General features: G+C 61.8%; 27 protein-coding genes. 14 read left to right on the top strand and 13 right to left on the bottom strand.

From position 1 onward, the window contains the following. Positions 1-15: 15 nt before the first annotated feature. Together MWU54_RS03120 and MWU54_RS03115 are read right to left on the bottom strand one after the other, a co-directional pair. The gene (locus MWU54_RS03120; protein ID WP_247080707.1) at positions 16-411 is read right to left on the bottom strand and encodes an OB-fold nucleic acid binding domain-containing protein; all 396 of its coding nucleotides are present in this window, start codon (positions 409-411) and stop codon (positions 16-18) included. Between the two features lie 49 nt (positions 412-460). Further along, a complete protein-coding gene (locus MWU54_RS03115; protein ID WP_247080705.1) occupies positions 461-1414 on the bottom strand; it encodes a serine hydrolase domain-containing protein in 954 nt (317 codons plus the stop codon). Between the two features lie 170 nt (positions 1415-1584). Here MWU54_RS03115 and MWU54_RS03110 point away from each other — a divergent pair, with 170 nt between their 5' ends. After that, the gene (locus MWU54_RS03110; protein WP_247080703.1) at positions 1585-1791 is read left to right on the top strand and encodes a hypothetical protein; all 207 of its coding nucleotides are present in this window, start codon (positions 1585-1587) and stop codon (positions 1789-1791) included. Here MWU54_RS03110 and MWU54_RS03105 read toward each other — a convergent pair. Both MWU54_RS03105 and MWU54_RS03100 read right to left on the bottom strand, forming a co-directional pair. Next, positions 1788-3299, bottom strand: a complete 1512-nt coding sequence (locus MWU54_RS03105; protein ID WP_247080702.1) for a winged helix-turn-helix domain-containing protein — start codon at positions 3297-3299, stop codon at positions 1788-1790. The genes MWU54_RS03110 and MWU54_RS03105 overlap by 4 nt on opposite strands. Before the next feature lie 86 nt (positions 3300-3385). Next, positions 3386-4420, bottom strand: coding sequence for an alpha/beta fold hydrolase (locus MWU54_RS03100; RefSeq protein WP_247080701.1), 1035 nt, complete (start codon positions 4418-4420; stop codon positions 3386-3388). Between the two features lie 136 nt (positions 4421-4556). Here MWU54_RS03100 and MWU54_RS03095 point away from each other — a divergent pair, with 136 nt between their 5' ends. From MWU54_RS03095 to MWU54_RS03080, 4 genes are all read left to right on the top strand, one after another. After that, entirely contained in the window at positions 4557-4925 is a 369-nt protein-coding gene (locus MWU54_RS03095; RefSeq protein WP_247080700.1) for a hypothetical protein, read from the top strand. After that, positions 4862-5590 (top strand): helix-turn-helix transcriptional regulator, encoded by a 729-nt coding sequence (locus tag MWU54_RS18815; protein WP_247080699.1) that lies wholly within the window; start codon positions 4862-4864, stop codon positions 5588-5590. The genes MWU54_RS03095 and MWU54_RS18815 overlap by 64 nt, the downstream gene beginning before the upstream one ends. Before the next feature lie 87 nt (positions 5591-5677). Further along, on the top strand, positions 5678-6001 hold the full coding sequence (locus MWU54_RS03085) for a 2Fe-2S iron-sulfur cluster-binding protein (RefSeq protein ID WP_247080698.1): 324 nt from the start codon (positions 5678-5680) through the stop codon (positions 5999-6001). Between the two features lie 36 nt (positions 6002-6037). Then, a complete protein-coding gene (locus MWU54_RS03080) occupies positions 6038-6760 on the top strand; it encodes a VCBS repeat-containing protein (RefSeq protein ID WP_247080697.1) in 723 nt (240 codons plus the stop codon). Between the two features lie 8 nt (positions 6761-6768). Here MWU54_RS03080 and MWU54_RS03075 read toward each other — a convergent pair whose 3' ends face one another. Further along, positions 6769-7800, bottom strand: a complete 1032-nt coding sequence (locus tag MWU54_RS03075) for a fatty acid desaturase (protein WP_247080695.1) — start codon at positions 7798-7800, stop codon at positions 6769-6771. 177 nt (positions 7801-7977) lie between these two features. Then, the gene (locus tag MWU54_RS03070) at positions 7978-8718 is read right to left on the bottom strand and encodes a YebC/PmpR family DNA-binding transcriptional regulator (RefSeq protein ID WP_247080693.1); all 741 of its coding nucleotides are present in this window, start codon (positions 8716-8718) and stop codon (positions 7978-7980) included. A 126-nt stretch (positions 8719-8844) separates the two neighbouring features. On the opposite strand from MWU54_RS03070, the gene MWU54_RS03065 reads away from it, so the two are divergent. Next, positions 8845-9570 carry a glutamine amidotransferase gene (locus MWU54_RS03065; RefSeq protein WP_247080691.1) on the top strand — a complete coding sequence of 242 codons (726 nt, stop codon included), beginning with the start codon at positions 8845-8847 and terminating at the stop codon, positions 9568-9570. A gap of 53 nt (positions 9571-9623) precedes the next feature. Here MWU54_RS03065 and MWU54_RS03060 read toward each other — a convergent pair whose 3' ends face one another. The 4 genes from MWU54_RS03060 to xseA all read right to left on the bottom strand — a co-directional run bounded on the left by MWU54_RS03060 (position 9624) and on the right by xseA (position 14856). Next, positions 9624-11363: an SLC13 family permease gene (locus MWU54_RS03060; RefSeq protein WP_247081033.1), complete on the bottom strand. Its 1740-nt coding sequence runs from the start codon at positions 11361-11363 to the stop codon at positions 9624-9626. Positions 11364-11401: 38 nt separating this feature from the next. Further along, positions 11402-12352, bottom strand: coding sequence for a DMT family transporter (locus tag MWU54_RS03055; protein WP_247080690.1), 951 nt, complete (start codon positions 12350-12352; stop codon positions 11402-11404). Beyond that, the gene (locus MWU54_RS03050) at positions 12352-13164 is read right to left on the bottom strand and encodes a TIGR00282 family metallophosphoesterase (RefSeq protein ID WP_247080688.1); all 813 of its coding nucleotides are present in this window, start codon (positions 13162-13164) and stop codon (positions 12352-12354) included. The genes MWU54_RS03055 and MWU54_RS03050 overlap by 1 nt, the downstream gene beginning before the upstream one ends. A gap of 141 nt (positions 13165-13305) precedes the next feature. Beyond that, entirely contained in the window at positions 13306-14856 is a 1551-nt protein-coding gene (xseA, locus tag MWU54_RS03045) for an exodeoxyribonuclease VII large subunit (protein WP_247080686.1), read from the bottom strand. Between the two features lie 76 nt (positions 14857-14932). Here xseA and purD point away from each other — a divergent pair, with 76 nt between their 5' ends. From purD to MWU54_RS03010, 7 genes are all read left to right on the top strand, one after another. Then, on the top strand, positions 14933-16195 hold the full coding sequence (purD, locus tag MWU54_RS03040; protein WP_247080684.1) for a phosphoribosylamine--glycine ligase: 1263 nt from the start codon (positions 14933-14935) through the stop codon (positions 16193-16195). Beyond that, positions 16195-16788: a LysE/ArgO family amino acid transporter gene (locus MWU54_RS03035; RefSeq protein ID WP_247081032.1), complete on the top strand. Its 594-nt coding sequence runs from the start codon at positions 16195-16197 to the stop codon at positions 16786-16788. Before purD ends, MWU54_RS03035 begins: the two co-directional genes overlap by 1 nt. Before the next feature lie 49 nt (positions 16789-16837). Further along, entirely contained in the window at positions 16838-17740 is a 903-nt protein-coding gene (locus MWU54_RS03030; RefSeq protein ID WP_247080683.1) for a DMT family transporter, read from the top strand. Between the two features lie 147 nt (positions 17741-17887). Beyond that, entirely contained in the window at positions 17888-18085 is a 198-nt protein-coding gene (locus tag MWU54_RS03025) for a hypothetical protein (protein ID WP_247080682.1), read from the top strand. An 82-nt stretch (positions 18086-18167) separates the two neighbouring features. Further along, positions 18168-18620 (top strand): isoprenylcysteine carboxylmethyltransferase family protein, encoded by a 453-nt coding sequence (locus tag MWU54_RS03020; protein ID WP_247081031.1) that lies wholly within the window; start codon positions 18168-18170, stop codon positions 18618-18620. A 139-nt stretch (positions 18621-18759) separates the two neighbouring features. After that, positions 18760-20361 (top strand): Re/Si-specific NAD(P)(+) transhydrogenase subunit alpha, encoded by a 1602-nt coding sequence (locus MWU54_RS03015; RefSeq protein WP_247080681.1) that lies wholly within the window; start codon positions 18760-18762, stop codon positions 20359-20361. Positions 20362-20373: 12 nt separating this feature from the next. Beyond that, positions 20374-21894 carry an NAD(P)(+) transhydrogenase (Re/Si-specific) subunit beta gene (locus MWU54_RS03010; protein ID WP_247080680.1) on the top strand — a complete coding sequence of 507 codons (1521 nt, stop codon included), beginning with the start codon at positions 20374-20376 and terminating at the stop codon, positions 21892-21894. A gap of 107 nt (positions 21895-22001) precedes the next feature. Here the strand turns inward: MWU54_RS03010 and MWU54_RS03005 are convergent, their stop codons facing one another. Both MWU54_RS03005 and MWU54_RS03000 read right to left on the bottom strand, forming a co-directional pair. Next, complete coding sequence (locus MWU54_RS03005) at positions 22002-22262, bottom strand: YdeI/OmpD-associated family protein (RefSeq protein ID WP_247080679.1); 261 nt, start codon at positions 22260-22262, stop codon at positions 22002-22004. 22 nt (positions 22263-22284) lie between these two features. Beyond that, positions 22285-22821: a flavodoxin domain-containing protein gene (locus MWU54_RS03000; RefSeq protein ID WP_247080678.1), complete on the bottom strand. Its 537-nt coding sequence runs from the start codon at positions 22819-22821 to the stop codon at positions 22285-22287. A gap of 290 nt (positions 22822-23111) precedes the next feature. On the opposite strand from MWU54_RS03000, the gene MWU54_RS02995 reads away from it, so the two are divergent. Then, positions 23112-24410: a DUF3422 domain-containing protein gene (locus MWU54_RS02995; RefSeq protein WP_247080677.1), complete on the top strand. Its 1299-nt coding sequence runs from the start codon at positions 23112-23114 to the stop codon at positions 24408-24410. Between the two features lie 35 nt (positions 24411-24445). On the opposite strand, the gene MWU54_RS02990 is transcribed toward MWU54_RS02995, so the two are convergent. Next, entirely contained in the window at positions 24446-26005 is a 1560-nt protein-coding gene (locus MWU54_RS02990; protein WP_247080675.1) for a Ppx/GppA family phosphatase, read from the bottom strand. Between the last annotated feature and the right edge of the window lie 77 nt (positions 26006-26082).

The following is a 26082-nucleotide window of genomic DNA, read 5'->3' as shown; positions in this document are numbered from 1 at the left end:
CTTATTGCGCGCAGTCTAGCCTGTTTGGGTGTCTGGCGAAAGCGCCTCGGGCGCGGGGGCCAGAAGCTGGTCCAGAAGGGCCGAAATATCCTCGATCTCTTCGGCGATCACGTGGATCACATCGCCTTCGCGCTGCAACCGTCCAGTCACACGCAACATGCGCCCGGCAATCACCGCGCGTCGGAACCGTTCATACAGCTTGCGCCAGACGATGACATTCACCACGCCGGTTTCATCCTCCAGCGTCAGAAAGATCACCCCCTTGGCGGTGCCCGGCCGCTGTCGCAGGATCACCAGCCCGGCCACGGCGATCCGCGCGTTTTGCGGCGGTCGGCGCAATTGCACCGCTGTCAGGCAAGAGGGCGGGCGGGGCCAGTCGTCGGGATCATGTGAGGCATAGATCGTCTGCATGGGAACAAAAATAGAACATCCTGCGCAGAACGCAATGGCAGGCCGCCCATCACGGCAGAACAGCATCCCAGGTTTGATCCGTCTCCGCGTCTGCTTCCCCCACCAGAAGAATGGCGATGGCCCCTGTTTCAAGGTTCATGCGCACATCGGTCGACACGCCGAGATCACCGCCCGAATGGCCCACAATATCGCCGTCAATGTCGATCCCCATGCCGTATCCCGCGCCAACCGGGTCGGTCAGCAATGCGTCGCGCATATCGGGACCAAGAAGCGACTTCTCCACAAACAGCGCCCAATAAAACCGCGCCAGATCCCCCGCCGTGGCAATCACGCCGCCATCGCCAAAGCTGGGGCCCTCGTAATAGTCGCGGATGTGGATGCCGTCCTCATGCCCCGTCGCCACGGTGGCTGGCAGGCGACGAGAGCCGAACACGAAGGCCGATGTCATGCCCGCCGGGTCAAACACCTCGCGCGCCATCAGATCGGCATAGCTTTTCCCGGTGGCCCGTTCCGCGATCAGACCAAGCAGCACATAGTTGGTGTTGGAATAGTCAAACGCCGTGCCGGGCGGGAACAGCGGCGGTGTGTCCATGGCATAGCCAAGCGCGACCGACGCGGTTTGGACCTGATCGGGCGTCTCAAGCGCGTCGTTCAGATACTCCTGCGTGTAATACTCCGGCAATCCGCTGGTCATGGTCAACAGGTGCCGGATGGTGATGCCATCCAAACCGCCAAACCCGGTGGCGATGTCGCCAGACACCCAGTCGGACGCCGGATCGTCCAAAGACAAAAGGCCGCCGTCCACCAAACGCAGGATCGCAACGGCGGTCATGGTTTTGCCAATCGACGCCAGTGGGAAGGCCGTATCTTTGGTGGTCGTGTCGCCCGAGATGTCTATCTCGGTGTGACCAGAGGCCGACGCATAGAACACGGACTGGGTGTCATGCGCTGCGACAAGCTGGGGCAACCAGAGGGCTGTCAGAAGAAGTGCAACAGATCGCATGTCGGGGTCCTTCCGGATGCGTCCAGTACGGCATCACGCATTTCGCTCTTAGGCCCAGTTTCCGCAAATTTCGGATCGCTTTGGAAGCTTTAATTCCGGCTTAAGGACGGAATGCACCCCTTCGTGGGAGTGTGAAGTCAGACACCGAAACACACACCAACGAGGATATCATGGCATATTTCGACACAGACAAAACCGCAGGCACCACAAACGACGCAGCTTTCGACGCGCGCACAGCTTTTTACCGTTTGGTCAAATCGGTGTCGGCGGCCCTGTCCCGACTCACCACCCACACGTCGAAATCCCCCGAAGACCTGCTTGCCGCCCAGCACCGCGCCGAAGCGGCCCGTCGCAAGGTCGACACCCTGCTGCGTTAACCCTCGGGAAAGCCATTGGCGCGCAGGGCACCGATGACTGCATCGCGATAGAATGCGTTTTCATGGGGGCGCGTCTGCAGAAATGTTGCGACAGACATATCCGGGACCTTGTTGCGAAACCACGCAGCCATTTGGGCAGACTTCTCCAGATCGCCCAATTTCCAATAACATCCGATCATACCGAGCTGGATTGAGGCGAATTCCGGATATTGCGTGATGGCTTCCTCGTAATAGGAGATTGCGCGCTTGAGGTCTTGTTTCTGAAAAAAGGCATTTGCAATCCCACAGGTGGTCACTCCGATATTGGGATGAACCGGGCTAATGCGTGCCGCACGTTGTAAATGCATAATGGCGTCGTCGTCTTCACTCAGGTAGTTGTAGACCCATCCGAGGAGCAGGCAGACAGTTGCGGAATTCGGGTTCAGCGCATAGGCGCGCTTCACAGCGATCAGCCCCTTGTGAAGGTCCTGCCCGATATACGCGATGTAGTGACCGGCTGCGGCAAGTGCAAACGCGTCTTCGGTGCCACTGTCCAACAAGCTTTGTGCGACAGGCAGTGCCGCCTGAGCCTTCTCAAACGGCCACCACCGCGTTGCGAACGACCCTGTGTGGGCAAAGCAATACAAACCTTTTGCACGATCGAATCTTGGATCAAGGGCGAGTGCCTGATCCAGCAAAGCCATTCCCTCCTCAAGGTCGGACAGCGTATTCTGTCGCATCACCAGAGGCGTCGCGCGCATGCAAAGATCATAAGCAGCAAGGCTTTCTGTCGGTTTGTGTTGCGCGCGGGCCGCTTCGGCCCAGATCAGCTTTGGTTCAATCGCACCAGCAACGCTTTCGGCCACGGTGTCCTGCAAATCAAAGATGTCTTCGGTTGTTCCGTCAAACCGTTCCTGCCATATCATACGCGCGGTTTTTGCTTCGACCAATTGGGTGAAGATGCGCAGCCGGTTGCCAGCCTTCTGAATGCTGCCTTCCAATATGTATCGCACGCCAAGCTCTTGCCCAATCTGGGCCAGGTCCACGGCTTTGCCGCGATAGGTGAAGGTGGATGTGGTCGAGACCACAAAAAACGCCGATACCCGCGCCAGGGCAGACGTGATTTCAGTTACAATGCCATCCACGACATAGGCGTTCGCTTCGTCCCCGGTGAGATTGGCAAAAGGCAAGACGGCCAGTGACGGGATGGTCGGAACATCAAGGCCTTTGGATGTTGGGGCAGGGGCATCTGGCATGGCGTTCAGCGTGAACTTGTAACCAACCCCCGGCACGGTCTTGATCGCCTCTTTGCCAAGCGCCTTGCGCAGGCCGGCGATCTGCACGGTCAGGTTGCTGTCCTCGACAAGGCTTCCGGCCCAGACCTGATCCAGAAGCTGTTCCTTGGTGACAACGCGGTCGGCGTTCTGGCTCAGGTAATGCAGCACATCAAACGCGCGGGCACCCAGCGTAACCTCTTGCCCGTCAAGCCGGACAGATCGGGTGTCTTGGTCAATGATCAGAGAGGTCATGCGCGGCTCGGTTGTTTGGCTGTTTGCAGAGCCTAGCGCGCATGTGGTGGGTGCGCCAACGGAATTGCTCCGTTGGCGCGGTGGGCTTAGTTGGCGTTGAAGAAGGCCGACACCTGCTCAGCGATCTTTGCATGATGCGCCGCGCGGGCGGCGCGGCCGTTGTCGCAGACAAAGGCATCGTCCGGTTCTTCGTCCTTGAGGATGGCGAGGCCATTTTCGGTGCATTGCCCCAGAAAGTCGAAATGGGCCAGCGTCGCCGGTTCCACATAAGTGGTCAGGTCTGCGGGCAGGGCGGCAACCAAGGCGCGGGATTCCACGTCCAGATCGAGGCCGGAATTCGCAACCGGCGCACCGTAGACCAGCATCGGCGTCCTTACCGCGCCAAGGCTGTCGGCAGAGAACGTCTGCGCCCCGCCAAGATCGAACACCGCGATGGCGCTGATCCGGTCGTCAGACAGGTCCTGTGCGATGGTCACCCGGTCCTCGGGCGTTTTGGCAACGTTCCAACGGTCGAGGATGCCGCAGGCCAGATCATCCGGTGCGCTATCGCAGAACGCATCGAACCCATCTGCATCGAAGCGGCCCCCGGCCAAGGCCACGGCGGTGAACCCGCCCAGCGAATGACCGGCCATGTAGATGCGGGCATCGTCGATCAAAGGGGCCAGATCAGAGGCATCCAGCAGATGGTCGATGGTCCGCGTGATGTCGCGGGGGCGCTCCCACATTTCCCGCGCATGATCGGGATCGCGCTGAAAGGTCGATGTTCCGGGGTGGTCAATGGCGGCCACGATGAACCCGTCGGCGACCAGCTGTTCGGCCAACCACGCCTGATTGCGGGAATTGCCGTACATGCCGTGGGACAGCACAACCAAAGGGTACGTGCCATCAACCGGCTCGGCATAGGGGGCCACGCGAATGGCCTCCCACACCGCATTGCCATGGGCGCGTTCGGTCGCCTCGTGCGCGCCGGTCGGATACCAGACGAACCCGTCCAGATGCCGGGTGCCTTCGGTGTCACGGATCTCCAGCGGGGTCATGCCGGTTCCAAAGGGTTCCGCCGACAATGCGGTGGAGGCCAGCATGGCGGCGATCAATGCGGTGATATGTGTGTTATGGGTCATGGGGCAGGGCCTTTCCTGAATGCGTGTGGTGATGCCCCAGAGATTGGCCAAAGCCGCAATGCAAACAACGGGTTGCGCCTGTGTCCCCTGTCCTTGATCATGATGCAGGACAGGTTTGACGTGATATAGGACAGCCATGCAGGGCGATCTGGCCTCTTTTCCTTTGCCGATCCTGACCTTTCTGCTGTCCACGGTGGCCAGCGGGCTGATCTGGCGTGCCGATCTAGGGCAGGTCTGGGCCACGCGATTCTTTGCCGCGTTCTTTGCGGTGCTGGCGCTGGGCGCGCTGATGGTCGGGCTGCGGTTCGGCTACGGGGTTGACCAGTTCATCCCGCTGCAACGGGCCTTGCCGCTCTTTGCCGGGCCGCTGGTTTATCTCGGGTTTTCCTGCTTTGCCCATGGCGACGAAAACGTGGCGGGCCGTGCCGCGCGCCACCCGGTGTGGCGGTGCTCATTCTGGCCCTCGCCCCCTTTGTGCTGGCTGATCTGCTCGATCTCGATCTGATTGTCGGGCTCAGCTATCTTGTTTACGCGGCACTGCTGGTGCGCCTGTGGGTGCGGGGATCGAACGGATTGCCCCATGCCCGGATCGGAAGCGCGTCTGGCCTGCGCCTCTGGATGGCGGGGGCGGCGGCGCTGCTTTTGGTGTTCGCGCTCGCCGACACCGCCATCGCGCTGAGTTTCGCGGCACAACGGACAGGCGATGCGATGTCGCTGATCTCCGCCGGGGCGGTTATCATGGCGCTGGGCCTGATCGCGGTGATTGTCACTGTGTCCAAGGGCGGCGGACGTATGACATCGCCCGTGACCGTGGTGCGCACATCAGCCGAACCGGATGCAGAGGCGTTGGAGGCACGCACCAAAGCGCTGTTGACCGAAACGCAACTCTACCTCGATACAGACCTGACAGTCGACCGCTTGGCCAAGCGCCTGACCGTCCCGGCGCGGGCGCTGTCTTTGGCGATCAACCAGACCAAGGGCATGAACGTGTCGCAATACGTCAACGATTTCCGCCTCGATCACGCGGCAGAGCTGTTGCTGGGCTCGAACGCCTCTGTCGCGCAGGTGATGGAGCAGTCGGGGTTCCTCACCCGATCCAACTTTTACCGCGAGTTCCAGCGCCGATTTGGTGTCACCCCGGCGGCCTATCGACAAGACCGGCGCAAATAGACCAATTCAATGGCCAAAAAGGGGCTGGCAGTGGATGCAATGCCAGACTACCTATGGCGCTGATCAGAATAGACGGAGTGCGGTGGCATGGCAAAGATCACGTATATTGAGCATGGCGGCAAAGAACATGTCGTTGACGTTGCAAACGGGTTGACCGTGATGGAAGGCGCACGGGACAATGGCATCCCCGGCATCGAGGCCGATTGCGGCGGTGCGTGTGCCTGTTCTACCTGCCATGTCTACGTGCACCCTGACTGGGTTGGTAAATTGCCCGCGAAAGAAGACATGGAAGAAGACATGCTTGATTTCGCCTATGAGCCGAACCCCGAGCGGTCGCGGCTGACTTGCCAGATCAAGGTGTCGGACGCTCTGGACGGGCTGGTTGTCCAGATGCCCGAGAAACAGATTTAAATGGCCAAAGCGCCGCGTCGTCCGGTGCGCCGATGGATGTCCTCCGCCCGCGGCGGGCTGACGGCGTGGCTGTGTCTGGCCAGTGTTGCTGGCGCACAGGACATCGTGTCGGCCCGGTATGACGGGCCAACATCCCGGTACCCCCATGCAGTTCTGGGGGATGACGTGGAATACAGCACCCTTGTCGTGCGGCTGAGCGACGGTACACAGACCTCTGCCACATGGCCCGAGGGCATGGTGTTCGAGGATCTCGCGCCGCGTGTCGCCGACCTTGACGGCGACGGATCGCCCGAGGTGATCACCATCGAAAGCTCTGACACCCAAGGCGGCCGCCTAGCCGTCTGGGGCCTGCGCGACGGGCGCTTGGTTCAGATCGTGGCCACACCGCATATCGGCACACGGTTCCGGTGGCTTGCCCCGGTCGCGTGGGAAGATCTGGACGGCGATGGATTGGTCGAGCTGGCCTATGTCGATCGTCCGCATCTGGCCAAAACCCTGCGCGTCTGGCGCTATGTCCCTGCGGCGGATGGCGCTGCGGTGTTGACACAAGTGGCAACGATGCCGGGGCTGACCAATCACCGGATCGGCTGGGATTTCATCGCGGGTGGCACGCGGGAGTGCGGGCAGGGGCCTGAGATGGTTCTGGCCGATGCCAACTGGACGCGGATCATGTCGGTGCAGTTTGACGGCACCACCCTGACGTCGTCAGAGATCGGTGCCTACAGCGCAGCCTCTCTGGACGCTGCGCTGCGCTGTTGAGTGGCGTGTCAGGCGCGTGCCAGCGCCTGAGAGAAGGACAGCAGCTGCTTTTTGTCCTCGTCCCACAGATGCAATCGCGCGGTTTGCAGGCTTTCGCGGATGGTCATGCGGTTCTTGATCGCCAATTCGCCGTGATCGCGCAGCACCTCGGTCAGCCGATAGAACGGAATCCGGCTTTGCAGATGGTGCACGTGGTGGATGCCGATATTGCCACTGGCCCATTGCAGGACTTTTGGCATCACGTAATGCGAACTGCCCTCAAGCGCGGCGTGCTGAAGCTGCCACGCGTCGTCGCCTTCCCAATGGGTGTCCTCGAACTGGTGCTGCACGTAGAACAGCCACATGCCCGCCGTCGCCGCCAACAGGGTGGTCGGCAGGAAGATCAGCAGGATCGGCATGACGCCCCCGAAATAGAGGATCACCCCCAGCGCGATCAGGATCCCGGCATTGGTGGCCATCGCGCTCAGCCAGTATTTCGCCTTGTCGGGGAAACAGACCGGCACGCGGTTCTCAAGCAAAAACAGGTATCCCGGCCCCAGACCAAAAAGCACGATCGGGTTGCGGTACATCCGGTACATCAGCCGCCGACGCGGTGACAGCGCCTTGTATTCCTTGACCGTCATCGTGTGCACATCACCGATGCCCCGACGGTGCAGGTTGCCGGTCGATCCGTGATGGATCGCATGTGACTGGCGCCACACGTCATAGGGGGTCAGGGTCAGCACCCCCAACACGCGGCCCACCCAATCGCTGAGTGTGCGGTTGGCGAAAAACGCACCGTGGCCGCAATCATGCTGAATGATGAAGAGCCGCAAAAGAAACGCGCCGTTGACCAGCGCAATGGCAAAGGTCAGCCAGTAGCTGACGCCAAGCGACCACCAGGCCAGCGCCCACAGAATGACAAACGGACCGATGGTGACCGCCATCTCGTACCAACTGCGCACCGCACTGGGTTCGCGGTATTGCGACAGGATTTTCATCCATTCTTTTGCGCTACGCGTGTCTGTTCCCGGTTGCGGGTCGGTTGTGTCGTGGATCATATGCCTGCTCTTGTCGTTGTTGCACTGCTCTTAGGCGAAAAATGGCCAAGGGGATATGCGGCAAAGGCGTTTATTTTCATCAAAACGGTCACAGGATGGTCAGGCGGTGGGATCGGGCATGAAAAAACCCGGCGCAGCGGGGGCTGGCCGGGTGTCTGTCTTGATCGGGATACGCGCTTAAAGCTGCGCCATCACCTCGTCTGACGCTTCGAAATTCGTCGTCACACGCTGCACATCGTCATCATCCTCAAGCGCATCGACCAGCCGCATCAGCGACTGCATGCCATCAAGGTCAAGCTCGGTTGTCGTGGTCGGCCGCCAGACCAGCTTGGTGGACTCTGATTCGCCCAGCTCTGCTTCCAGCGCGTTGGACACCTCGTTCAGATCGGTATCGGCACACCAGATGATGTGGCCGTCTTCGCTGCTTTCGACGTCTTCAGCACCGGCTTCGATGGCGGCCATCATGATGGTGTCCGCATCCCCGGCCTCTGCCGGGTAGGTGATCTCGCCCTTGCGATCGAACATGAAGCCGACCGACCCGGTTTCGCCCAGATTTCCGCCGTTCTTGGTAAAGGTCGACCGCACGGTCGACGCGGTGCGATTGCGGTTGTCGGTCATCGCCTCGACGATCACCGCCACGCCATTGGGCCCGTACCCTTCATAGCGGATTTCTTCGTAATCTTCGCCTTCGCCGCCAACCGCTTTCTTGATCGCGCGTTCGATATTGTCCTTGGGCATGGACTGACCGCGCGCTTCTTTCACTGCCAGACGCAGACGCGGGTTCTTGTCCGGATCCGGATCCCCCATTTTCGCCGCGATGGTGATTTCTTTCGACAGCTTCGAAAACAGCTTGGCGCGCAGTTTGTCCTGTCGACCCTTGCGGTGCTGGATATTTGCCCATTTGGAATGGCCGGCCATGGTGTCTTACCCTTGTGTGTCTTTGAATTATCGGTTTTGCGGCTGTGTACCGCAGAAAACGGGCCGGGAACAAGTGGCGCGTTTTTGCGGTTTGCGCCGCTCTTCCGAGCGTTTATGCACGCGGGCATGAAACCGTTTTTGATCCTGCAACTGCGCCCCGAGGCCGATGCCAGCGATGGCGAATATGCCGCTTTTCTCGAAAAGGGCGGCCTGACAGAGGCGCAGGTGCACCGTCTGTGCCTGGATCGGGAAACCCTGCCAGCCGATTTGCGCCTTGAGGACTATGCCGGTGTGATCGTTGGCGGTGGCCCCGGCTGCGTGTCAGATGACCCCGAGGGCAAGGATCCGGTCGAGGCCAAGATCGAAGCCGAAATCCTGTCCCTGATGCCCGAAATCACGGCGCGGGATGTGCCCTTCATGGGCTGCTGCTACGGGATTGGCATCCTGGGGCATCATTTGGGGGCCGAAGTGTCCAAGCGCCGGTATGGCGAACCGGTGGGGCCGGTGACATGCCGCGTTGTTGCGCCCGACCCGCTGCTGGAAGGTCTGCCCGGCACGTTTGATGCCTTTGTCGGCCACAAAGAGGCGGTGCAGGACCTGCCCGAGGGCTGCGTGCATCTGCTGGCCTCTGACCCGTGCCCGTACCAGATGATCCGCTACGGCGAAAACGTCTATGCGACGCAATTCCACCCCGAGGCCGATGGCGACGTGTTCAAGGCGCGGATCAATATCTACAAACATCGTGGGTACTTTGCCCCCGAAGCCGCCGACGACCTGATTGAAACCTGTCAGGCTGCGGATGTGACCGTGCCGGTCGAAATCCTGCGCCGGTTCGTGGCGCGCTATCGCTAAGCGGTTTCGAAACCGCGTCTCAAGAGGCTTGCAAGCCTCTTGCCCGCGCTTGATTACAACGGCCAGATCAGCGGAATAAGCGCCGAGGCGAGCATGCCCACCGTCAGGTTCAGCGGCACGCCGACCTTCAGGAAATCGGAAAACGCGTAGCCGCCGGGCCCGTAGACCAGCGTATTGGTCTGGTAGCCAATCGGCGTCGCAAACGCACAGGACGCCGCCACCATCACCGCCACCACCAGCGGGCGCGGATCGAACCCCATCGCCTGCGCCAGCCCAATTGCAATCGGCGTGACCACCACCGCAACCGCGTTGTTGCTGACCAGTTCCGTCAGCACGCTGGTGAGCAGGTAAATCGCCCAGACAATCGCCCAGGGCGGCAGGTTCATCAGGTGGGGGGCGAGGGCCTCGACAATCAACGCCACGGCCCCCGAGGCCTCAAGCGCGGCCCCGATTGCCAGCATGGCAAAGATCAGGGCCAGCAACTGTCCTTCGATAAAGGAAAACGCCTCGTCCGAATCAACGCATTTCGTCAGCAACACCACCGCGACCGCGATGATCGCCAGCGCAAGAATGGGCGCCACCCCCAGCGCGGCCAGCAGAACCAGCCCCGCCAGCGCCAGAATGGCGACGGGCGCATGGCTGCGCCGATAGGCGCGGGCGGTGGGTTTGGCCACATCCACAAGGTTCATGTCGTCGGCCAGACGCTGGATATCTTCCGGCGCGCCTTCCAGCAGCAGCGTGTCGCCGACCCGCACCACCAGATCGTCCAGTTGCCGCCCGATATTCTGGTTCCGCCGATGCACCGCCAACGGATAGACGCCATAACGCCGGCGCAGGCGCATCGCCCCCAACCGGCGGCCCACCATCTTGCAGACCGGTGTGATCAGCACTTCAACGGTTGTGGTTTCCACCGCCGAAACCTGATCGACCCGGCGCAGTTCCTTGTTGTTCTGCAGGCTCAAAAGCTCGGTGATCTGGGTGCGCAGCACCACCCGGTCGCCCACTTGCAACGTCACCCCTTGCAGATCGCGCCGCAAGGACGCATCGCCCCGGATCACGTCGATCAACCGCACGCCTTCGCGTTTGAACAGCTGCACGCCCAGCACCTCGCGCCCGATCAGGTTGCTGTCGGGGGGGATCACCGCTTCGGTAAAGAACTTCATCTTGGACCGGTCCGAGAGCATCGCGGCCATGCTTGCCCGGTCCGGCAGCAGCAGGTTCCCGAAAAGCCACAGATACACCATGCCCCACGCGATCAGGACCACGGCCAAAGGCGTGACCTCGAAAATCGTGAACGGCTCCAGCCCCTGCGCGCGCGCCACGCCATCCACCAGCAGGTTGGTCGATGTGCCGATCAGCGTCAGGGTGCCGCCCAGAATGGCGGCGTAGCTTAGCGGGATCAGCAGTTTGGAGGGGGCCAGCCCCATCGTCTTGGCCAGTTGCACAAAAAGCGGCAGCATCACCACCACCACGGGCGTGTTGTTCATAAAGGCCGAGGCCACGATCACCACCGCGAGGATCCCCGCCATCGCCCGTTTCGGGCTTTTCTCGGCCGCTGACTGCGCCGCTGTGGTGAAGGCTTCCAACGCGCCGGTGCGCACCAAAGCGCCCATCACCAGAAACATCGCCGCAATCGTCCAAGGGGCCGGGTTCGACAGAACCGCCAGCGCATCGGCATAGGGCAGCACGCCGGTGGCCAGCAGAAAGCCAACCCCGCCGATCGCAACCACTTCGGTTGGATAGGTTTCCCGCAGGAACAGGGCAAACATGACAACAACCGTGCCAAGCGCCATCATGGCCTGTGTGGTCTGGCTGAGATCTAACACTGTGGTCAGCACCGTTCGGGGGTCTCCGATCGTGAGGTGGGATCAGTGTGGCCGGGTTGCCCGGGCGGCACAAGCGCGGCCTTGGGTCGGGGCTGCACCAGCGCAAGCCCGGCCAGCATCACCGCCAAGGCCGCCCAAAAATACGGCGAATAGCTTTCGGCCAGAAACAGCATGGCCCATGTGACACCGAACAGCGTCACCAGATAGCTGATCTGCACCGCAAAGACCGGCCCCGCGCGCCCGACCAGCCAGACATAGCTGGTATAGGCGGCGGCATGCAGCAGCGATGACGCGAGGATGGCCCAATCCGGCGCGCCCCAGCCGCGAAACGGTGCGATGAACTGGTCCGTGGCCACGGCCAGCGGCAGGGTAACACACACCCCGACCAGCGACGCGCCGCACAGCACCTGCACGGGATCGAGCCCATTGGTGCCCATGCGGGCCACCAGATTGCCCTCCAGCGCATAGCAGAGCGACGAAAACAGCGCGACGAACACCCAGATGGTTTTGACACTGTCGGGCAGGCTGGCCTCGGGCAGGATCAACAGGCTGATGCCGCAGAACCCAAGGCTCAACCCGGCCAGACGCCGCCAGCGAAACGTTTCATGCCCGAAGGCCAGCGCAATCGGGAAGGCGATCATGGGAATGCTGCTGAGCAGGATCGACAGGACCCCCGAGGGCAGATGAACCGCGGCCGAATACGAGGTGATCCCGGGAAAGACCGACCCGATCAGCGCGATCATCACAAACAGGCGCAGATCGGGTTTGGAAAACCGCATCGGTGTTCCCCGCAGCAGACACACACCGAACAGCACAGCCGCGCCGATCAACAGCTGCCAGAACAGAATGCCAATCGGTTTGTAGCCCTCACTGACGGCGATTTTTGCCAGCGGCTGTGTGACCCCCCACGCAGCCCCTGCAAGGATCAGAACAAGCAGCGGGTAAAACCGCATCATCACGGCGCGCTGGGTTGCAGACGCCCGCCATCGCGGATCATGTGGATGGCGGTTGCCTTGCCGGTGCGATCATCGGTTTCGACCAGAACACCGGACAAGGTGGCCTCGTCCAAGGCGGGCTGAAAGCGGCCCTTGCTCATCCCGGTGACAAACCGGCGCATTGGTTCGGTTTTCTCCATCCCGATGACCGAATTGTAATCGCCACACATGCCCGCATCGGTCAGGTATCCCGTGCCCGCTGGCAGGATTTGCGCGTCGCCGGTGGGCACATGGGTATGGGTGCCCACCACAAGGCTGGCCCGCCCATCGCAGAAATGCCCCATCCCCATTTTTTCCGACGTCGCTTCGCAATGCACATCGACAAGGATCATCTGCGCCTGTCCGCCCAACGGATGCGCCCGCAGCACCGCGTCCACGGCAGAAAACGGATCGTCAAACGCGCGCTTCATGAAGACCTGACCCAGCACCTGCAGCACAAGGATCTTGCGTCCGCGCCCGTCGGTGAACAGCCGGTGCCCCCGACCCGGGGCCACCTTGGCAAAGTTCAACGGGCGCAGGATGCGCGGTTCGCTGTCGATAAAGGACAGCATGTCTTTCTGGTCAAACGCATGATCGCCCAGCGTCAGGCAATCGACGCCCGCATCCAGCAAGGCCTTGGCATGCGCCCCCGACAGGCCCACCCCGCTTGACGCGTTCTCGCCATTGACCACGCAGAAATCCACCTTGAGCCGGGCGCGCAGATCGGCCAGCCGGTTCGTGATCGCTGCGCGGCCTGCACGGCCCATGACATCGCCAAGGAAAAGTGTTCTCATATCCCGAGGATTAAAGCGGCGTCGGGCGAAAGCAAAGGGGCAAAGCGCCCGGACGGACAACACCGTGTAACCGGCGTGGACCAAGCCAATTCGAATTGGCTTGCAAGCGGCTTTAAAGCCGCTTCCCCCGGTTCTCAGGCCTCAGAACAACGACCCCTGTTCCGGTGGCTTTGCCTTGGCTTTGGGCGCAGGTTTCGCAGCACTCGCACCAACGGCCATGCTGCCATCGGCAAATTCGATCTCCAACGCTTTCGCGGCCTTGGCACCCTTGCGCGTGGTGACAACCTCACCGTCGCCACGCACCACCGCGTAGCCGCGTTTGAGCGTTTCCTTGTACCCCAGCGTTTCGCGCAGTCGGTCCAGCGCATCCAGACGGTTGCGCCAGTCCCGGACCTGCGTCTGACCCGCCGCAGACAATCGGCGCGTCAGCGCGTTCAACCGGTCTTCCTTGACCGCCAGATCGCGTAGGATCGGGGTCACGCTCAACCGGTCCGCGCGACGTGCCAGCGCTTCGCGTTTGGTGTCGACCACGCGCACCAGTCCCGGGGCCAGCCGCTCTGCCGATCCGTCGAACCGGCGGCGTTGTTCGGCCAGACTGCGCGACAGCAGCGACGGGCGCAATGAGGCCGCCGCCTCGATCAGCCGCCCGCGACGCAGGTCCACCGACCGCGTCAAGGCGCGGGGCAGGCGATCCACCATCAGGTCCAGCCGCTGCGTTGGTCCTGCCAGCAAGGTCTCGGGCCGGGGCAGGGCGCGTGACAGATCGCGCAGGCGCTGATCGCGGGTCTGCATGCGCTGTAACATAGCCCGCGACATGCGGGCCTCTTGGTCATTCACCCATGCCAGCAGTTCCAGCCGCACCGGCACTGCGATTTCGGCAGCCGCCGTTGGCGTGGGCGCGCGCTGGTCCGACACAAAGTCGATCAGCGTGGTGTCTGTCTCGTGTCCGACCGCAGAGATCAGCGGAATGTCCGACGCGGATACCGCGCGGGCCACGATCTCTTCGTTGAACCCCCAGAGGTCCTCGATACTGCCGCCACCGCGCGCCACGATCAGCAGATCGGGCCGGGGCAGGGCTCCACCGGGCGTCAAGGCGTTGAACCCGGCAATCGCGCGGGCCACCTCGGGTGCGCAATTCGCGCCCTGCACGGCAACCGGCCACACCAGCACCTTGCGCGGAAAGCGGTCACGCAACCGGTGCAGGATATCCCGAATCACCGCACCCGAAGGCGAGGTGATCACCCCGATCACATCCGGCAGGTAAGGCAGCGTCTTCTTGCGCGCGGGATCGAACAAGCCTTCGGCGGCCAGCGCCTTCTTGCGCTTTTCCAGCATCGCCATCAGCGCGCCTTCGCCCGCAACGGTGACCTCGTCGACATTCAGGTTGTACTTGGACTGCCCGCCAAAAGACGTCATCCGCCCGGTGACCACCACCTCCAGCCCTTCCTCCGGCACGACAGACAGTTGCGACACCTGGCCTTTCCAGGTGGTGCAGGCCAGCACGTTCTTGTCGTCCTTGACGTCATAATACAGATGCCCGGACCGCGCAGTGAACACACGGCCGACCTCGCCGCGCACCTTGATCCGGCCAAAGGTGCTTTCCAGCGTTTTCTTCACTGCGCCGGACACTTCGGACACAGTGTATTCGGGCATGTTCTGCCCCGGACGCGGGTCGTCGATCAGATCGGACATGGTGCCTCGCTTGCGCTTCGTTGCGCCCAACCCTAGAACGCCGCAACGGCAAGGAAAAGCACGGAAGGGCGCGCGCATGAACATCCTGATCCTCGGAAGCGGCGGGCGCGAACACGCGCTGGCCTGGGCGGTGATGCAAAACCCGAAATGCGACAAGCTGATCGTGGCCCCGGGCAATGCCGGGATTGCGATGATCGCCGATTGCGCCACGCTCGATATCGAAGACGGCGGGTCGGTTGTGACCTTTGCCGAAGAAAATAGCATCGACTTCGTGATCGTTGGCCCCGAAGCACCCTTGGCCGCCGGTGTTGCGGACCGTCTGCGCGATGCCGGTTTGCTGGTGTTCGGCCCCTCTGCGGCGGCGGCCAAGCTGGAAGCCTCCAAAAGCTTTACCAAGGAAATCTGCGACGCCGCCAATGCGCCAACAGCGGCCTACGGACATTTCACCGACGCCGAAAGCGCCAAGGCCTACGTGCAATCCCAAGGCGCGCCCATCGTGGTCAAAGCGGATGGATTGGCCGCAGGCAAGGGCGTGATCATCGCCGAAACCGTCGCCGAGGCGGAAACCGCCATCGACGACATGTTCAGCGGGGCTTTCGGCGGGGCCGGGGCCGAGGTGGTGATCGAGGAATTCATGCAGGGCGAAGAGGCGTCCTTCTTTGTGCTGGTCAACGGCACCGACGTTTTGCCCATGGGCACCGCGCAGGATCACAAGCGGGTGGGCGAAGGCGACACCGGTTTGAACACCGGCGGGATGGGCGCCTATTCCCCGGCGCCTGTTCTGACCGACGCCATCGCGCAAAAGGCGCTGGACGAGATCATCAAACCGACCATGGCCGAAATGGCCAAACGCGGAACGCCGTATCAGGGCATCCTGTATGCTGGTCTGATGATCGAAAACGGTCAGCCGCGTCTGGTGGAATACAATGTGCGCTTTGGCGATCCGGAATGTCAGGTGCTGATGATGCGGCTGGGCGCACAGGCCTTTGATCTGATGCATGCCTGCGCCGATGACCGTCTGCCCGAGGCGCGTGTCAATTGGGCCGACGATCACGCCATGACTGTGGTTCTTGCGGCGCAGGGCTATCCCGGCGCGTACGACAAAGGCAGCGTGATCGGCGGGCTGGACGCCCTGACCGAAGACAGTTTCCAGATGATGTTCCACGCGGGTACGTCGGAAAAGGACGGCCAGATCACCGCCACCGGAGGCCGCGTTCTGAACGCCACCGCCCGAGGCGCAACCCTGCAAGAGGCGCGTGACCGCGCCTATGCACAAGCGCAGGCGGTTGATTGGCCGCAGGGCTTTTACCGCCGCGACATCGGTTGGCGGGCCTTGTGATCGCGTCAGCGGTTCCGGGGTTTTTCCTTGGCCTGTCCCTGATCCTGGCCATCGGCGCACAGAACGCCTTTGTCCTGCGCCAGGGGCTGCGCCGCGCGCATGTGTTCGCGGTTTGCCTGACCTGCGCGGTCTCGGACGCCATTCTGATCGCCGCCGGTGTCGCCGGGTTCGGCGCGTTGACCGAAGCGTTGCCCGGGCTGGAATGGACGATGCGCGTGCTGGGGGCGGCGTTTCTGTTTTGGTATGGCTGGCGATCCTTCATGTCAGCGCGCAAAGGGGGGCAGGCGCTGACCGCTGGTCAGGAAGCCGGATCGCTGCGCGCCGCCTTGCTGACCTGCCTCGCGCTGACCTGGCTCAATCCACATGTCTATCTGGACACGGTGGTGCTGCTGGGGGCGATTTCGGCGCAATACCCCAGCCAACTGGCCTTTGCCCTGGGCGCGATGACGGCCAGTTTCGTGTTTTTCTTTTCGCTGGGATACGGTGCCCGGTTGCTGGCCCCGCTTTTTGCCCGGCCGCGCGCATGGCAGGTGCTGGACGTGCTGATCGGCGCGGTCATGTGGGCGATCGCGCTCAAGCTGCTGTTGCTGTGACCCGTCGCCCCCACTTGCCTTTGCCGTAGCATTCCGGTCCTGTACAGCCATGACGACATCCCCCGACAAACCCGTGACCGGCATCCTCTGGATGATCGTGACCGGTCTGTGCTTTGTCGCGGTCACCGCGCTGGTCAAACTGCTGGATGGGCGCGTGCCACCTGCCGAATCCGCGTTCCTGCGCTACGTGATCGGTCTGGTGTTCCTGATCCCGGTCTGGCGCGAATTGCTGGCGATCCGGCTGACCAAACGCCAGAAGGGGCTTTTTGCGATCCGCGGACTGGTGCACGCGCTGGGCGTGATCTTGTGGTTCTTTTCCATGGCTCGCCTGCCCATCGCCGAAGTCACCGCGATGAACTATCTCAGCCCGGTTTACGTGACGATCCTTGCGGTGTTTCTGCTGGGCGAAAAGCTCGCGCTGCGCCGGGTCATGGCGGTTGTGGCGGCGCTGCTTGGGGCGCTGCTCATCCTGCGTCCGGGGTTCCGGGAACTTGATCTGGGGCATTTTGCCATGCTGGGCACGGCGCTTTTGTTTGCGGTCAGCTACCTGATCGCCAAAATCATGTCAGGCGAGGTGCGCGCAAGCATGGTGGTGGCGCTTTTGTCGATCACGGTCACCATCGGGCTGGCCCCCTTTGCGCTGGCGGTCTGGGTGACGCCCAGCATGGCTGATCTGGGGATCATCGCGCTGGTCGCCTGTTTCGCAACCGCCGGGCATTATTCGATGACGCTGGCCTTTGCGGCAGCGCCGGTCACGGTCACCCAGCCGGTGACGTTTCTGCAACTGGTGTGGTCGGTGCTGCTGGGCGTGATCTTCTTTGCCGAACCATTGGACCCCTGGGTGGTTATGGGCGGCACGGTGATCATGGCGGCCGTGGCCTTTATCACCTGGCGCGAAGCGGTGTTGCGCAAAACCAAGATCACACCCGTGGTGAACGAAACCAAGGGCTGACCGCCTTGGCGGCACGAAGGGCCTGCGGGCCCCAAAACAGACATTTCAAAATCATTGTTTCGATTTCCGAAAAAAACCGGGTCTTTTTCCAAGTCTGGCCACATTTCAGCATCACACATTAGGATGTAAACGTACGAGGAGACACCCATGTTTGCTGAAACAACTGCCGCGTCCGATCTGGGCGAGTTGCGCCACTTCCTTGTGGCAGAACGTCAGAAAACCCTGTCTGATACTGAATGGAAATTCCGCATGCGGGGATATGGCTTTCATGTCAAACGTGTCAGCGGCGGCGTCATGGTGGCCCGTATTCCCAATAATGAAATCCTGGGCTGCGTAAAGATGTGATCTCTGGTCGCCGGTCCGACGGCGTCCATATGTCCTGACTGTGCGGGTCGCGTCTCTCTCAGGCGCTTGCTATATCCGCCTTATGCTCAAGTACCTAGACATCCCCCCTGTCTGGCTTTGCACCGCGCTTCTGCTCGCGTGGCTGCAAAAGACCCACTATGCCTTTGGCCTGTCATTCGGCCCTGTCTGGGCGGATCTGCTCGGTGGCCTCCTTGTCGGAGGCGGTTGTGTTCTGATCGCGCTGGCCGCGTATGAATTCCGACGCCACCGCACGACAATCATCCCACATCAAGAGGCGACGCATCTGATCACGTCCGGCGTGTTCAAACGTAGCCGCAACCCCATTTACCTTGCTGATTCGCTCATTCTTGCCGGAATGATCCTCTACTGGGACGCGGTGTTATCGCTCCCACTGATCCCGATATTCGTCTGGTGGATCGAAAAACGTTTCATAATCGTAGAAGAAAAGCGCCTGCGACGAAATTTTCGTGCGGATTTTGCCCGATATGAGAAACAAACGCGACGTTGGCTCTAGCCGCCTGCGACCAACCGTACTAGATGAGCGGTTCGCGGCGGTGCCCGCATTGTGGGTTTTAGGTCAGCCTTGTAGACCCATCGCAGATACACATGCCGCAACGGTAACTTGAAATGACGCAAAAAGGGGGACAGCTCAGGTGAAAATCGGAACACCCAAAGAAGTGTTCGGGGGCGAAAACCGCGTGGCGATGACGCCCGACAGCGCCCGACAGCTCCAGAAGCTTGGATATGACTGCCTGATCGAAAGCGGCGCGGGGGCCAGGGCTGGCTTTTCCGACGCGCTTTACGAAGACGCAGGTGTGACGGTCGTCAAGACGGCAGCGGCTTTGTGGAAAGAGGCCGACATCGTCGCCAAGGTCCGCCAGCCGGAACCGGCAGAGCTGAAGCGTCTGCGCGAAGGTCAGACGCTGATCTCCTTCTTCAACCCCGCTGCCAACGAAGAGGGCATGGAAGCCGCCAAGGCGAAGGGGGCCAATGTCATCGCGATGGAAATGGTGCCCCGCATCAGCCGCGCGCAGAAGATGGACGCGCTGTCCTCCATGGCCAACATCGCCGGTTACCGCGCCGTCATTGAAGCAGGCAACAACTTTGGCCGCTTCTTCACCGGTCAGGTCACCGCCGCCGGTAAAGTGCCCCCCGCCAAGGTTCTGGTTGTCGGTGCGGGTGTGGCTGGCCTTGCCGCCATCGGCACATCGACATCGCTGGGTGCGATCACCTACGCCTTTGACGTGCGTCCCGAAGTGGCCGAACAGGTCGAATCCATGGGCGCTGAATTTGTCTTCCTCGATTTTGAGGAAGAACAGCAGGACGGCGCGGCGACAGGCGGCTATGCCTCTGTGTCCTCACCGGAATTTGCCGCGGCCCAGTTGGCCAAGTTCCGCGAACTGGCGCCCGAGATGGACATCGTGATCACCACCGCGCTGATCCCGAACCGCGAAGCGCCCGAGCTTTGGACCAAGGACATGGTCGAAAGCATGAAACCCGGTTCCGTGATCGTGGACCTCGCGGCGGAAAAGGGCGGCAACTGCAAGCTGACCGTCAAGGACGAAAAGATCGTCACCGACAACGGCGTGACCATCATTGGCTACACCGATTTCCCAAGCCGCATGGCCGCGCAAGCCTCGACACTGTATGCGACAAACATCCGCCACATGATGACGGACCTGACGCCCAAGGTGAAAAACGAGGAAACCGGCGAAGAGACTCAGGAATTCTTCCACAACATGGAAGACGACGTCATTCGCGGCGCGACCGTCACCTACAAGAACGAAATCACGTTCCCGCCACCCCCACCAAAGGTTCAGGCGATTGCCGCCAAACCCAAGGAAAAGGTGCCAGAACTGACACCGGAAGAAAAACGCGCGCAGGAAGCGGCGGCGTTCAAGGCGCAGACCAAAAGCCAGGTGACCCTGCTGGCCGTGGGGGCCGCGCTGGTGTTGGGCGTTGGCCTGATCCCGGGCATGCCTGCCAGCTTCATGCAGCACTTCATCGTGTTCGTGCTGTCGGTGTTCATCGGCTTCCAGGTGATCTGGAACGTCGCGCATTCGCTGCACACGCCGCTGATGGCCGTGACCAACGCGATCTCGTCGATCATCATTCTGGGGGCATTGATCCAGATCGGATCGTCCAGTCTGCTGATCACGCTTCTGGCCGCGCTCGGCATCTTCATGGCCTCCGTCAACATCTTCGGCGGCTTCCTCGTGACACGGCGCATGCTCGCCATGTTCCAGAAATCCTAAGAGGGCGGGCACATGGAAAACGCATTCACCATCGCGGCCTATGTGGTCGCAGGCATTCTCTTCATCCTGTCGCTGGGCGGCCTGTCGGGTCAGGAAAGCGCGAAACGCGCCGTCTGGTACGGCATTGTGGGCATGGCCATCGCGGTTGTGGCCACGCTGGTTGGCCCGGGCTCCGGCCTTGGCGTCGTGTCGATCATCCTGATCGCCCTGGGCGCGGCTGTCGGCTACCAACTCGCCACCAAGGTCGAGATGACCCAGATGCCCGAACTTGTCGCCATCATGCACTCGCTTGTCGGCTTGGCCGCCGTGTTCGTGGGCTTCAACGCGGACATCATGATCAACTACATCGGCAACATGTATGACGCCGAAGGCCTCGTGATGGGCGCGGTACAGGCGGATGGCATCACCGCGATTGGCCTGCCGAAAGAACTCTATGACGGCCTGTCGTCCTTTGGCCAGCTGATCGCCAAGAAATCCTCGGTCGAGATCGGCATCCTGCGCGTCGAACTGGTGCTGGGCATCTGGATCGGCGCGGTGACCTTTACGGGTTCCGTCATCGCCTATGCCAAGCTGGCAGGCCGCGACAGCAAACTGCCGGTTGAGATCGACACCTCGGCCAAGCAACTGCCCGGCGGTCACATGCTCAACGCCGCGGCAGCGGGTCTGTCGATTATTTTTGCGATCATGTACCTTGGCGGATCGGGCAGCTGGACGCTGATCCTGCTGACGCTTCTGGCGCTCTTTATCGGGTACCACCTGATCATGGGCATCGGCGGCGCGGACATGCCGGTCGTGGTCTCCATGCTCAACAGCTATTCTGGCTGGGCGGCAGCGGCGATTGGCTTCAGCCTTGGCAATGACCTTCTGATCGTGGTCGGCGCGCTGGTTGGCTCTTCGGGTGCGATCCTGTCCTACATCATGTGTAAGGCGATGAACCGGTCGTTTGTCAGCGTCATCCTGGGTGGCTTTGGCGGTGCATCCGGTGGCGAACAGATGGCGGTCGAAGGCGAACAGGTGGCGATTGACGCCGAAGGTGTCGCCGCAGCGCTGGAAGAGGCTGACAGCATCGTGATCATCCCCGGCTACGGCATGGCCGTTGCACAGGCACAGCAGAACGTGGCCGAACTCACCCGCCGCCTGCGCGCCAAGGGCAAGACGGTGCGCTTTGCGATCCACCCGGTCGCGGGGCGTCTGCCGGGCCACATGAACGTGCTTCTGGCCGAGGCCAAGGTGCCGTATGACATCGTGCTGGAAATGGACGAGATCAACGACGACTTCCCCGATACGGACGTCGCCATCGTCATCGGCTCGAACGACATCGTGAACCCGGCCGCACAGGACGATCCCAACAGCCCCATCGCCGGCATGCCGGTTCTGGAATGCTGGAAGGCCAAGCAGGTCTTCGTGTCCAAACGCGGGCAGGGCACCGGTTATTCCGGCATCGAAAACCCGCTCTTCTTCAAGGAAAACACGCGGATGTTCTACGGCGACGCAAAAGCCAGCCTCGACACGCTGCTGGGGAAGATCACCTAAGCTGTCAACTGTCAGACAAGAAAAGGCCCCACGCACCGCGCGCGGGGCCTTTTTCGTTCAAGGAAACATCCGCGCGCCAAGGCCTGCCAGCACCGCTTTACCCGGTGTCAGCAGTCGCCCGACCCGTCGTCCTGATGACCCCCGCGCCTTGGCCGCCACGCCATCTTCATATACACATCACCCGCCCGCAGTTCATCCAGCATCTGGGCCAGTCGCTTCTGGCGGGTGTCGGCCCGTTTGGCACGCATGATCCAGCCAAGGTAGTCGTTCCGCTGGTACCAGGGACGCGCATCGTACTGCGCTGCAAGCCCGTGGTCCTCCAACGCGTCGCGCACGAAATCCGGCATCGGGTGGGGCGGTCGTTTCATACGATCTGCTCCGGCAACCGGATCATCCGGGCGCGGCCTCCAGCCAGACGTCCACGGTGCGGTCCAAAGCCTCCCAGTCGGTATATTCCTTGTCCCAGTCCAGATCGGCCTCCGGGTCTTTCGCGGCAATGATCCGCCGCATGATAAAGCGCCGGAACACGTCGTAATCCGATGGTTTATACGCGCCTGCCACCTGCACGACCTGTCCCGGTGTCCACCGTGTGGCCTCCTGAAAATCGCTCAGGATCGCCTCCAACCCGCGCCAATCCTCCGCATCATGGCCCGCCGCCGCCAAGGAAACCGACAGCAACATGCTCGGGCAATGCTCAAGCGCCAGCGCGTGATCGGTGGCAAACTCTGACAGCACGGTTTGGTAATGCCCCGCGTGCAAGGACCCGCCCAGCATCACCGCATCAAACCGTGACAGATCAACCTGCGCCGCATCATCCAGCGCCATCAGTTCCACCGAATGGCCCTTGTCGACGCAGCGATCCGCGATATGACGCGCGATCTTGCGGGTCTGGCCTTCGGTGCTGGCATAACCAATGAACAGTTTCATAACGTCCTCCGTCTCTGCGCGCGCGGGCCCAAACCGGTGGCCACGCCCCGCAGACACAGGATACACGCTTGCGCCCGACACCGCGTTGCGCCAGCGCAAAAACCGTTTGCGATCATCCTGTTGCGCGGCGTTTTCCGGCAGCTCATTTTCGCGGCATGCCGCCCAAAGAACTGAAAGACCGCCAATGCATACGGTTGAATACCGGTAAATAACTGAATATAAACGGCTTTCTCTCTTTACTTGATCTGGGTGAACACATAGCTGACACTCCAAGCAGTGTAGGGAACCCCATGACGCCGATCGAAGATCATCCTCTCCGTTATACCTTGTCCAACGAATTGCACGCGCGTCCCTTTCCGTCGCTCGAAGCACCGTGCCGGGCGATCTATCTGGCGATCAAGAAACCCCGCGATGCCGCCGCGCGGGACAAGTCGGAAGATCTCAACCACCTGATCGCACTGCTCGACCGCTACGGCACCCCGCATCCGCAACCCGGTGCGACGCATTACTCCGGGCAGATCGGGCAGAATATGCTCAAGTGGGAACAGCACACGGAGTTTGTCACCTACACCGTTTTCATGAACGGCGTGTCCGAACGTCCCTTTGATGCCGCCGACATGTCGGTGTTTCCCGAAGACTGGCTTGAAACCGCCCCCGGTGTGCGGATCACCTCTGCCTTGATCCGGGTCGAGGAACGCCCCGACGATTCCAAAATCTGCACCCTGTTGTCTGACTGGTTTGTGCCCGAAAGCCTGGCCGTCAGCCGGGTGATCGATGACGAGGCCATCGTCTGCGGCGATTTCCGCATCGACCCGGCCGGGCATCTGCGGTTCGGCCTGTTCGTGACGCCGGGCATCGGCCGCCGCCGGGTCGGGCGGATCGTGCAGCGCCTGTGCGAGATCGAAACCTACAAGACCATGTCGATGCTTGGCTTTACGCGTGTGCGCGAACTCGGTCCCCGCATGGGCGAGATTGACAACGAACTGACCCAGCTGATGGCGGCCATGACCCGGGGCGACGGGCTAGAGGAAGACCGGCTCAAAGCGCTGTTGTCGGTGTCTGCGGAACTCGAAAGCCTGTCGGCGCAAATGTCGTTCCGGTTTGGGGCAACTGGTGCCTACGAAGCGATTGTCGGACAGCGCATCTCGGTGCTGCGCGAAGAACGCTTCGAAGGCCGCCAGACCTTTGCCGAATTCATGACCCGCCGCTACGATCCGGCGATGCGCACGGTGAAATCGGCGGAAAACCGTCTGTCGTCGATGGCGGCGCGGGCTGTGCGGGCAGGGGACCTGCTGCGCACGCGGGTCGAGGTCGCCAGATCGGCACAGAACCAGCAATTGCTGGAAAGCATGAACAAACGCGCGGACATGCAGCTGCGCCTGCAAAAGACGGTCGAGGGCCTGTCGGTTGTGGCGATCAGCTATTACGCGGTGTCGCTGGCGGGATACCTGCTGTATCCGGTGGCCGGCATGCTGGGACTGTCCAAGGGGGCGCTGACCGGGTTGGTCACGGTGCCGGTGGTGCTCTTGGTGTGGCTCGCCATCCGCCGCATTCGCAAGATCGTCGAACAGGGTGGCCCGGACCTGTAGGGGCGGGTTTCCGTCACCGGAAACCACCGGACGCGTCACGCGTCCGGCGACCGCTTCACAACAACCTCGGTCTCGGCCTGCAGCGACGCCGCAAGCGACGCAAACCGCGCTTCGGCCACTTCGCCATAAAGCGGAACAGACGCCTTTGTCAGCTTGAGCCGCAGCAGTTTCTTGCGCGGTTTCCATTCCAGCGCGGTCCCATCAGCACTGGCATCCGACATCCACAACATCGCGCCAAACCGCAGCGCCTTGCCCAGAACCTCGGCCTCTTGCGTGGCCTTTTCGGACAGCAACCCTTCCAGATCCTCGAACCGCGTGCCTTCGCGCTTGTTCTTGTAACGGTGCAACAGCGCCAGACCCAGGAACACCCGTTCAGAGTGCTTCAACCCCCCCAGATTGGCCCGCGTCGCATTGTCGAAACAGGTCTCGGCCCGGTAATCGGGATGCGCACGCCAGCTCACGTCATGCAGCAGGCACGCCGCCTTGATCAGCCGGATCCGCGCATCATCATTGCGCGAAAACAACGGTGACACAAAGCGGTACAGCTTCTTGCCAAATCCCGGCAAACGCGCATCCTTGGCCTCGGCAAAGCGGCAGGCCTCGATCAGCGGATCCCGGTCGCGCAGCTCCTGCGGCATCTGTTCGTACAAAAGCCCCTCGCGGATGCCATAGCTCGACACCGCGATGTCCTTGGGCTTGAACGTCTGCACGAGGCGTTTCAGAACATCCACCGCATAAGGCACAAGGATCATCCGCGCGTTGGAAATCCCGCAGGCCTGTCGCAATTCCTCGATGTCTGCGGACTTGATAAACTTGACCGTCTCAGAAACCGACTTCTTGTCCATCCGGTATTCGTGCAACACGTGCAGCGGATAGCCGCGCCGGTACATGTCCACCCGGGCAATCGCGCGCCATGAGCCACCCACCAGAAACAGCCGGTCGCGCTGTGCGCCCATATGCCCGGCCAGGCGCTGCATGACCTCCTTGATATGTGCGTCGCGCCCCTTCTGCCCGCCGGGCAGATCGCGCAGCTTCAGGGGACCAAGGTTCGAACTGATCCGCCGCCCGACACGCCCGTCGGAAATCTCGGCCAGTTCCATCGACGACCCGCCAATGTCACAAACCAGACCGTAACTGCCCGGCCAGCCCAGCAGAACCCCCTGCGCCGACAGCCGCGCCTCTTCCTCGCCTCCGATCACCCAGATGCGCAACCCGGTTTCGCGCAGCACGTCCTCGCGGAACTCGGGCCCGTCCACCGCTTCGCGCACCGCCGCCGTGGCGACCACTGTCAGCGGTGGCAGCTTCATTCCGTCCGCCAGCGCCTGAAACCGCTTGAGCGCCTGCAGCGCGCGCGCCCGGCCATCCGGGTTCAACCGGCCCGTTTCGGACATTCCTGCGCCAAGCGCACACATCAGTTTTTCGTTGTAAAAATAAGCAGGTGACCGTGCAGCCCCGTCAAAGACCACCAGTCGCACCGAGTTTGACCCGATATCAACAACCCCGACACGGCTTAACGCCCGCGCCTTCGGATCGTTGAACAGGGCCCGACCAAAGGGGCTCGATCCGTCCTGTTCGGATGTCTGGTTTCCGTCCATGGGGCCTCCGGCTCAGGTCGCGCGCACCGTCGCAAAGCCAACGCGTCAGGTCAAGAAAGCTTGGCCCGTCTGGCTGT

Source organism: Marivita sp. S6314 (genome assembly GCF_023015985.1).
Classification (GTDB): Bacteria; Pseudomonadota; Alphaproteobacteria; order Rhodobacterales; family Rhodobacteraceae; genus Marivita.
Note: the sequence above shows the minus strand (reverse complement) of the source record. Positions and strands in the feature narration are given on the sequence as shown.

Coding starts and splice junctions, on each gene's coding strand:
- MWU54_RS03100 (WP_247080701.1), bottom strand. CDS start 4,420: ATGACCCATAACACACATATCACCGCATTGATCGCCGCCATGCTGGCC.
- MWU54_RS03005 (WP_247080679.1), bottom strand. CDS start 22,262: ATGAAACGACCGCCCCACCCGATGCCGGATTTCGTGCGCGACGCGTTG.
- MWU54_RS03080 (WP_247080697.1), top strand. CDS start 6,038: ATGTCCTCCGCCCGCGGCGGGCTGACGGCGTGGCTGTGTCTGGCCAGT.
- MWU54_RS03065 (WP_247080691.1), top strand. CDS start 8,845: ATGAAACCGTTTTTGATCCTGCAACTGCGCCCCGAGGCCGATGCCAGC.
- MWU54_RS03055 (WP_247080690.1), bottom strand. CDS start 12,352: ATGATGCGGTTTTACCCGCTGCTTGTTCTGATCCTTGCAGGGGCTGCG.
- MWU54_RS03105 (WP_247080702.1), bottom strand. CDS start 3,299: ATGACCTCTCTGATCATTGACCAAGACACCCGATCTGTCCGGCTTGAC.
- MWU54_RS03020 (WP_247081031.1), top strand. CDS start 18,168: ATGCTCAAGTACCTAGACATCCCCCCTGTCTGGCTTTGCACCGCGCTT.
- MWU54_RS03010 (WP_247080680.1), top strand. CDS start 20,374: ATGGAAAACGCATTCACCATCGCGGCCTATGTGGTCGCAGGCATTCTC.
- MWU54_RS03070 (WP_247080693.1), bottom strand. CDS start 8,718: ATGGCCGGCCATTCCAAATGGGCAAATATCCAGCACCGCAAGGGTCGA.
- purD (WP_247080684.1), top strand. CDS start 14,933: ATGAACATCCTGATCCTCGGAAGCGGCGGGCGCGAACACGCGCTGGCC.
- MWU54_RS02995 (WP_247080677.1), top strand. CDS start 23,112: ATGACGCCGATCGAAGATCATCCTCTCCGTTATACCTTGTCCAACGAA.
- MWU54_RS03030 (WP_247080683.1), top strand. CDS start 16,838: ATGACGACATCCCCCGACAAACCCGTGACCGGCATCCTCTGGATGATC.
- MWU54_RS03000 (WP_247080678.1), bottom strand. CDS start 22,821: ATGAAACTGTTCATTGGTTATGCCAGCACCGAAGGCCAGACCCGCAAG.
- MWU54_RS03025 (WP_247080682.1), top strand. CDS start 17,888: ATGTTTGCTGAAACAACTGCCGCGTCCGATCTGGGCGAGTTGCGCCAC.
- MWU54_RS03060 (WP_247081033.1), bottom strand. CDS start 11,363: ATGGCGCTTGGCACGGTTGTTGTCATGTTTGCCCTGTTCCTGCGGGAA.
- xseA (WP_247080686.1), bottom strand. CDS start 14,856: ATGTCCGATCTGATCGACGACCCGCGTCCGGGGCAGAACATGCCCGAA.
- MWU54_RS03050 (WP_247080688.1), bottom strand. CDS start 13,164: ATGAGAACACTTTTCCTTGGCGATGTCATGGGCCGTGCAGGCCGCGCA.
- MWU54_RS03095 (WP_247080700.1), top strand. CDS start 4,557: ATGCAGGGCGATCTGGCCTCTTTTCCTTTGCCGATCCTGACCTTTCTG.
- MWU54_RS03085 (WP_247080698.1), top strand. CDS start 5,678: ATGGCAAAGATCACGTATATTGAGCATGGCGGCAAAGAACATGTCGTT.
- MWU54_RS02990 (WP_247080675.1), bottom strand. CDS start 26,005: ATGGACGGAAACCAGACATCCGAACAGGACGGATCGAGCCCCTTTGGT.
- MWU54_RS03075 (WP_247080695.1), bottom strand. CDS start 7,800: ATGATCCACGACACAACCGACCCGCAACCGGGAACAGACACGCGTAGC.
- MWU54_RS03115 (WP_247080705.1), bottom strand. CDS start 1,414: ATGCGATCTGTTGCACTTCTTCTGACAGCCCTCTGGTTGCCCCAGCTT.
- MWU54_RS03120 (WP_247080707.1), bottom strand. CDS start 411: ATGCAGACGATCTATGCCTCACATGATCCCGACGACTGGCCCCGCCCG.
- MWU54_RS03110 (WP_247080703.1), top strand. CDS start 1,585: ATGGCATATTTCGACACAGACAAAACCGCAGGCACCACAAACGACGCA.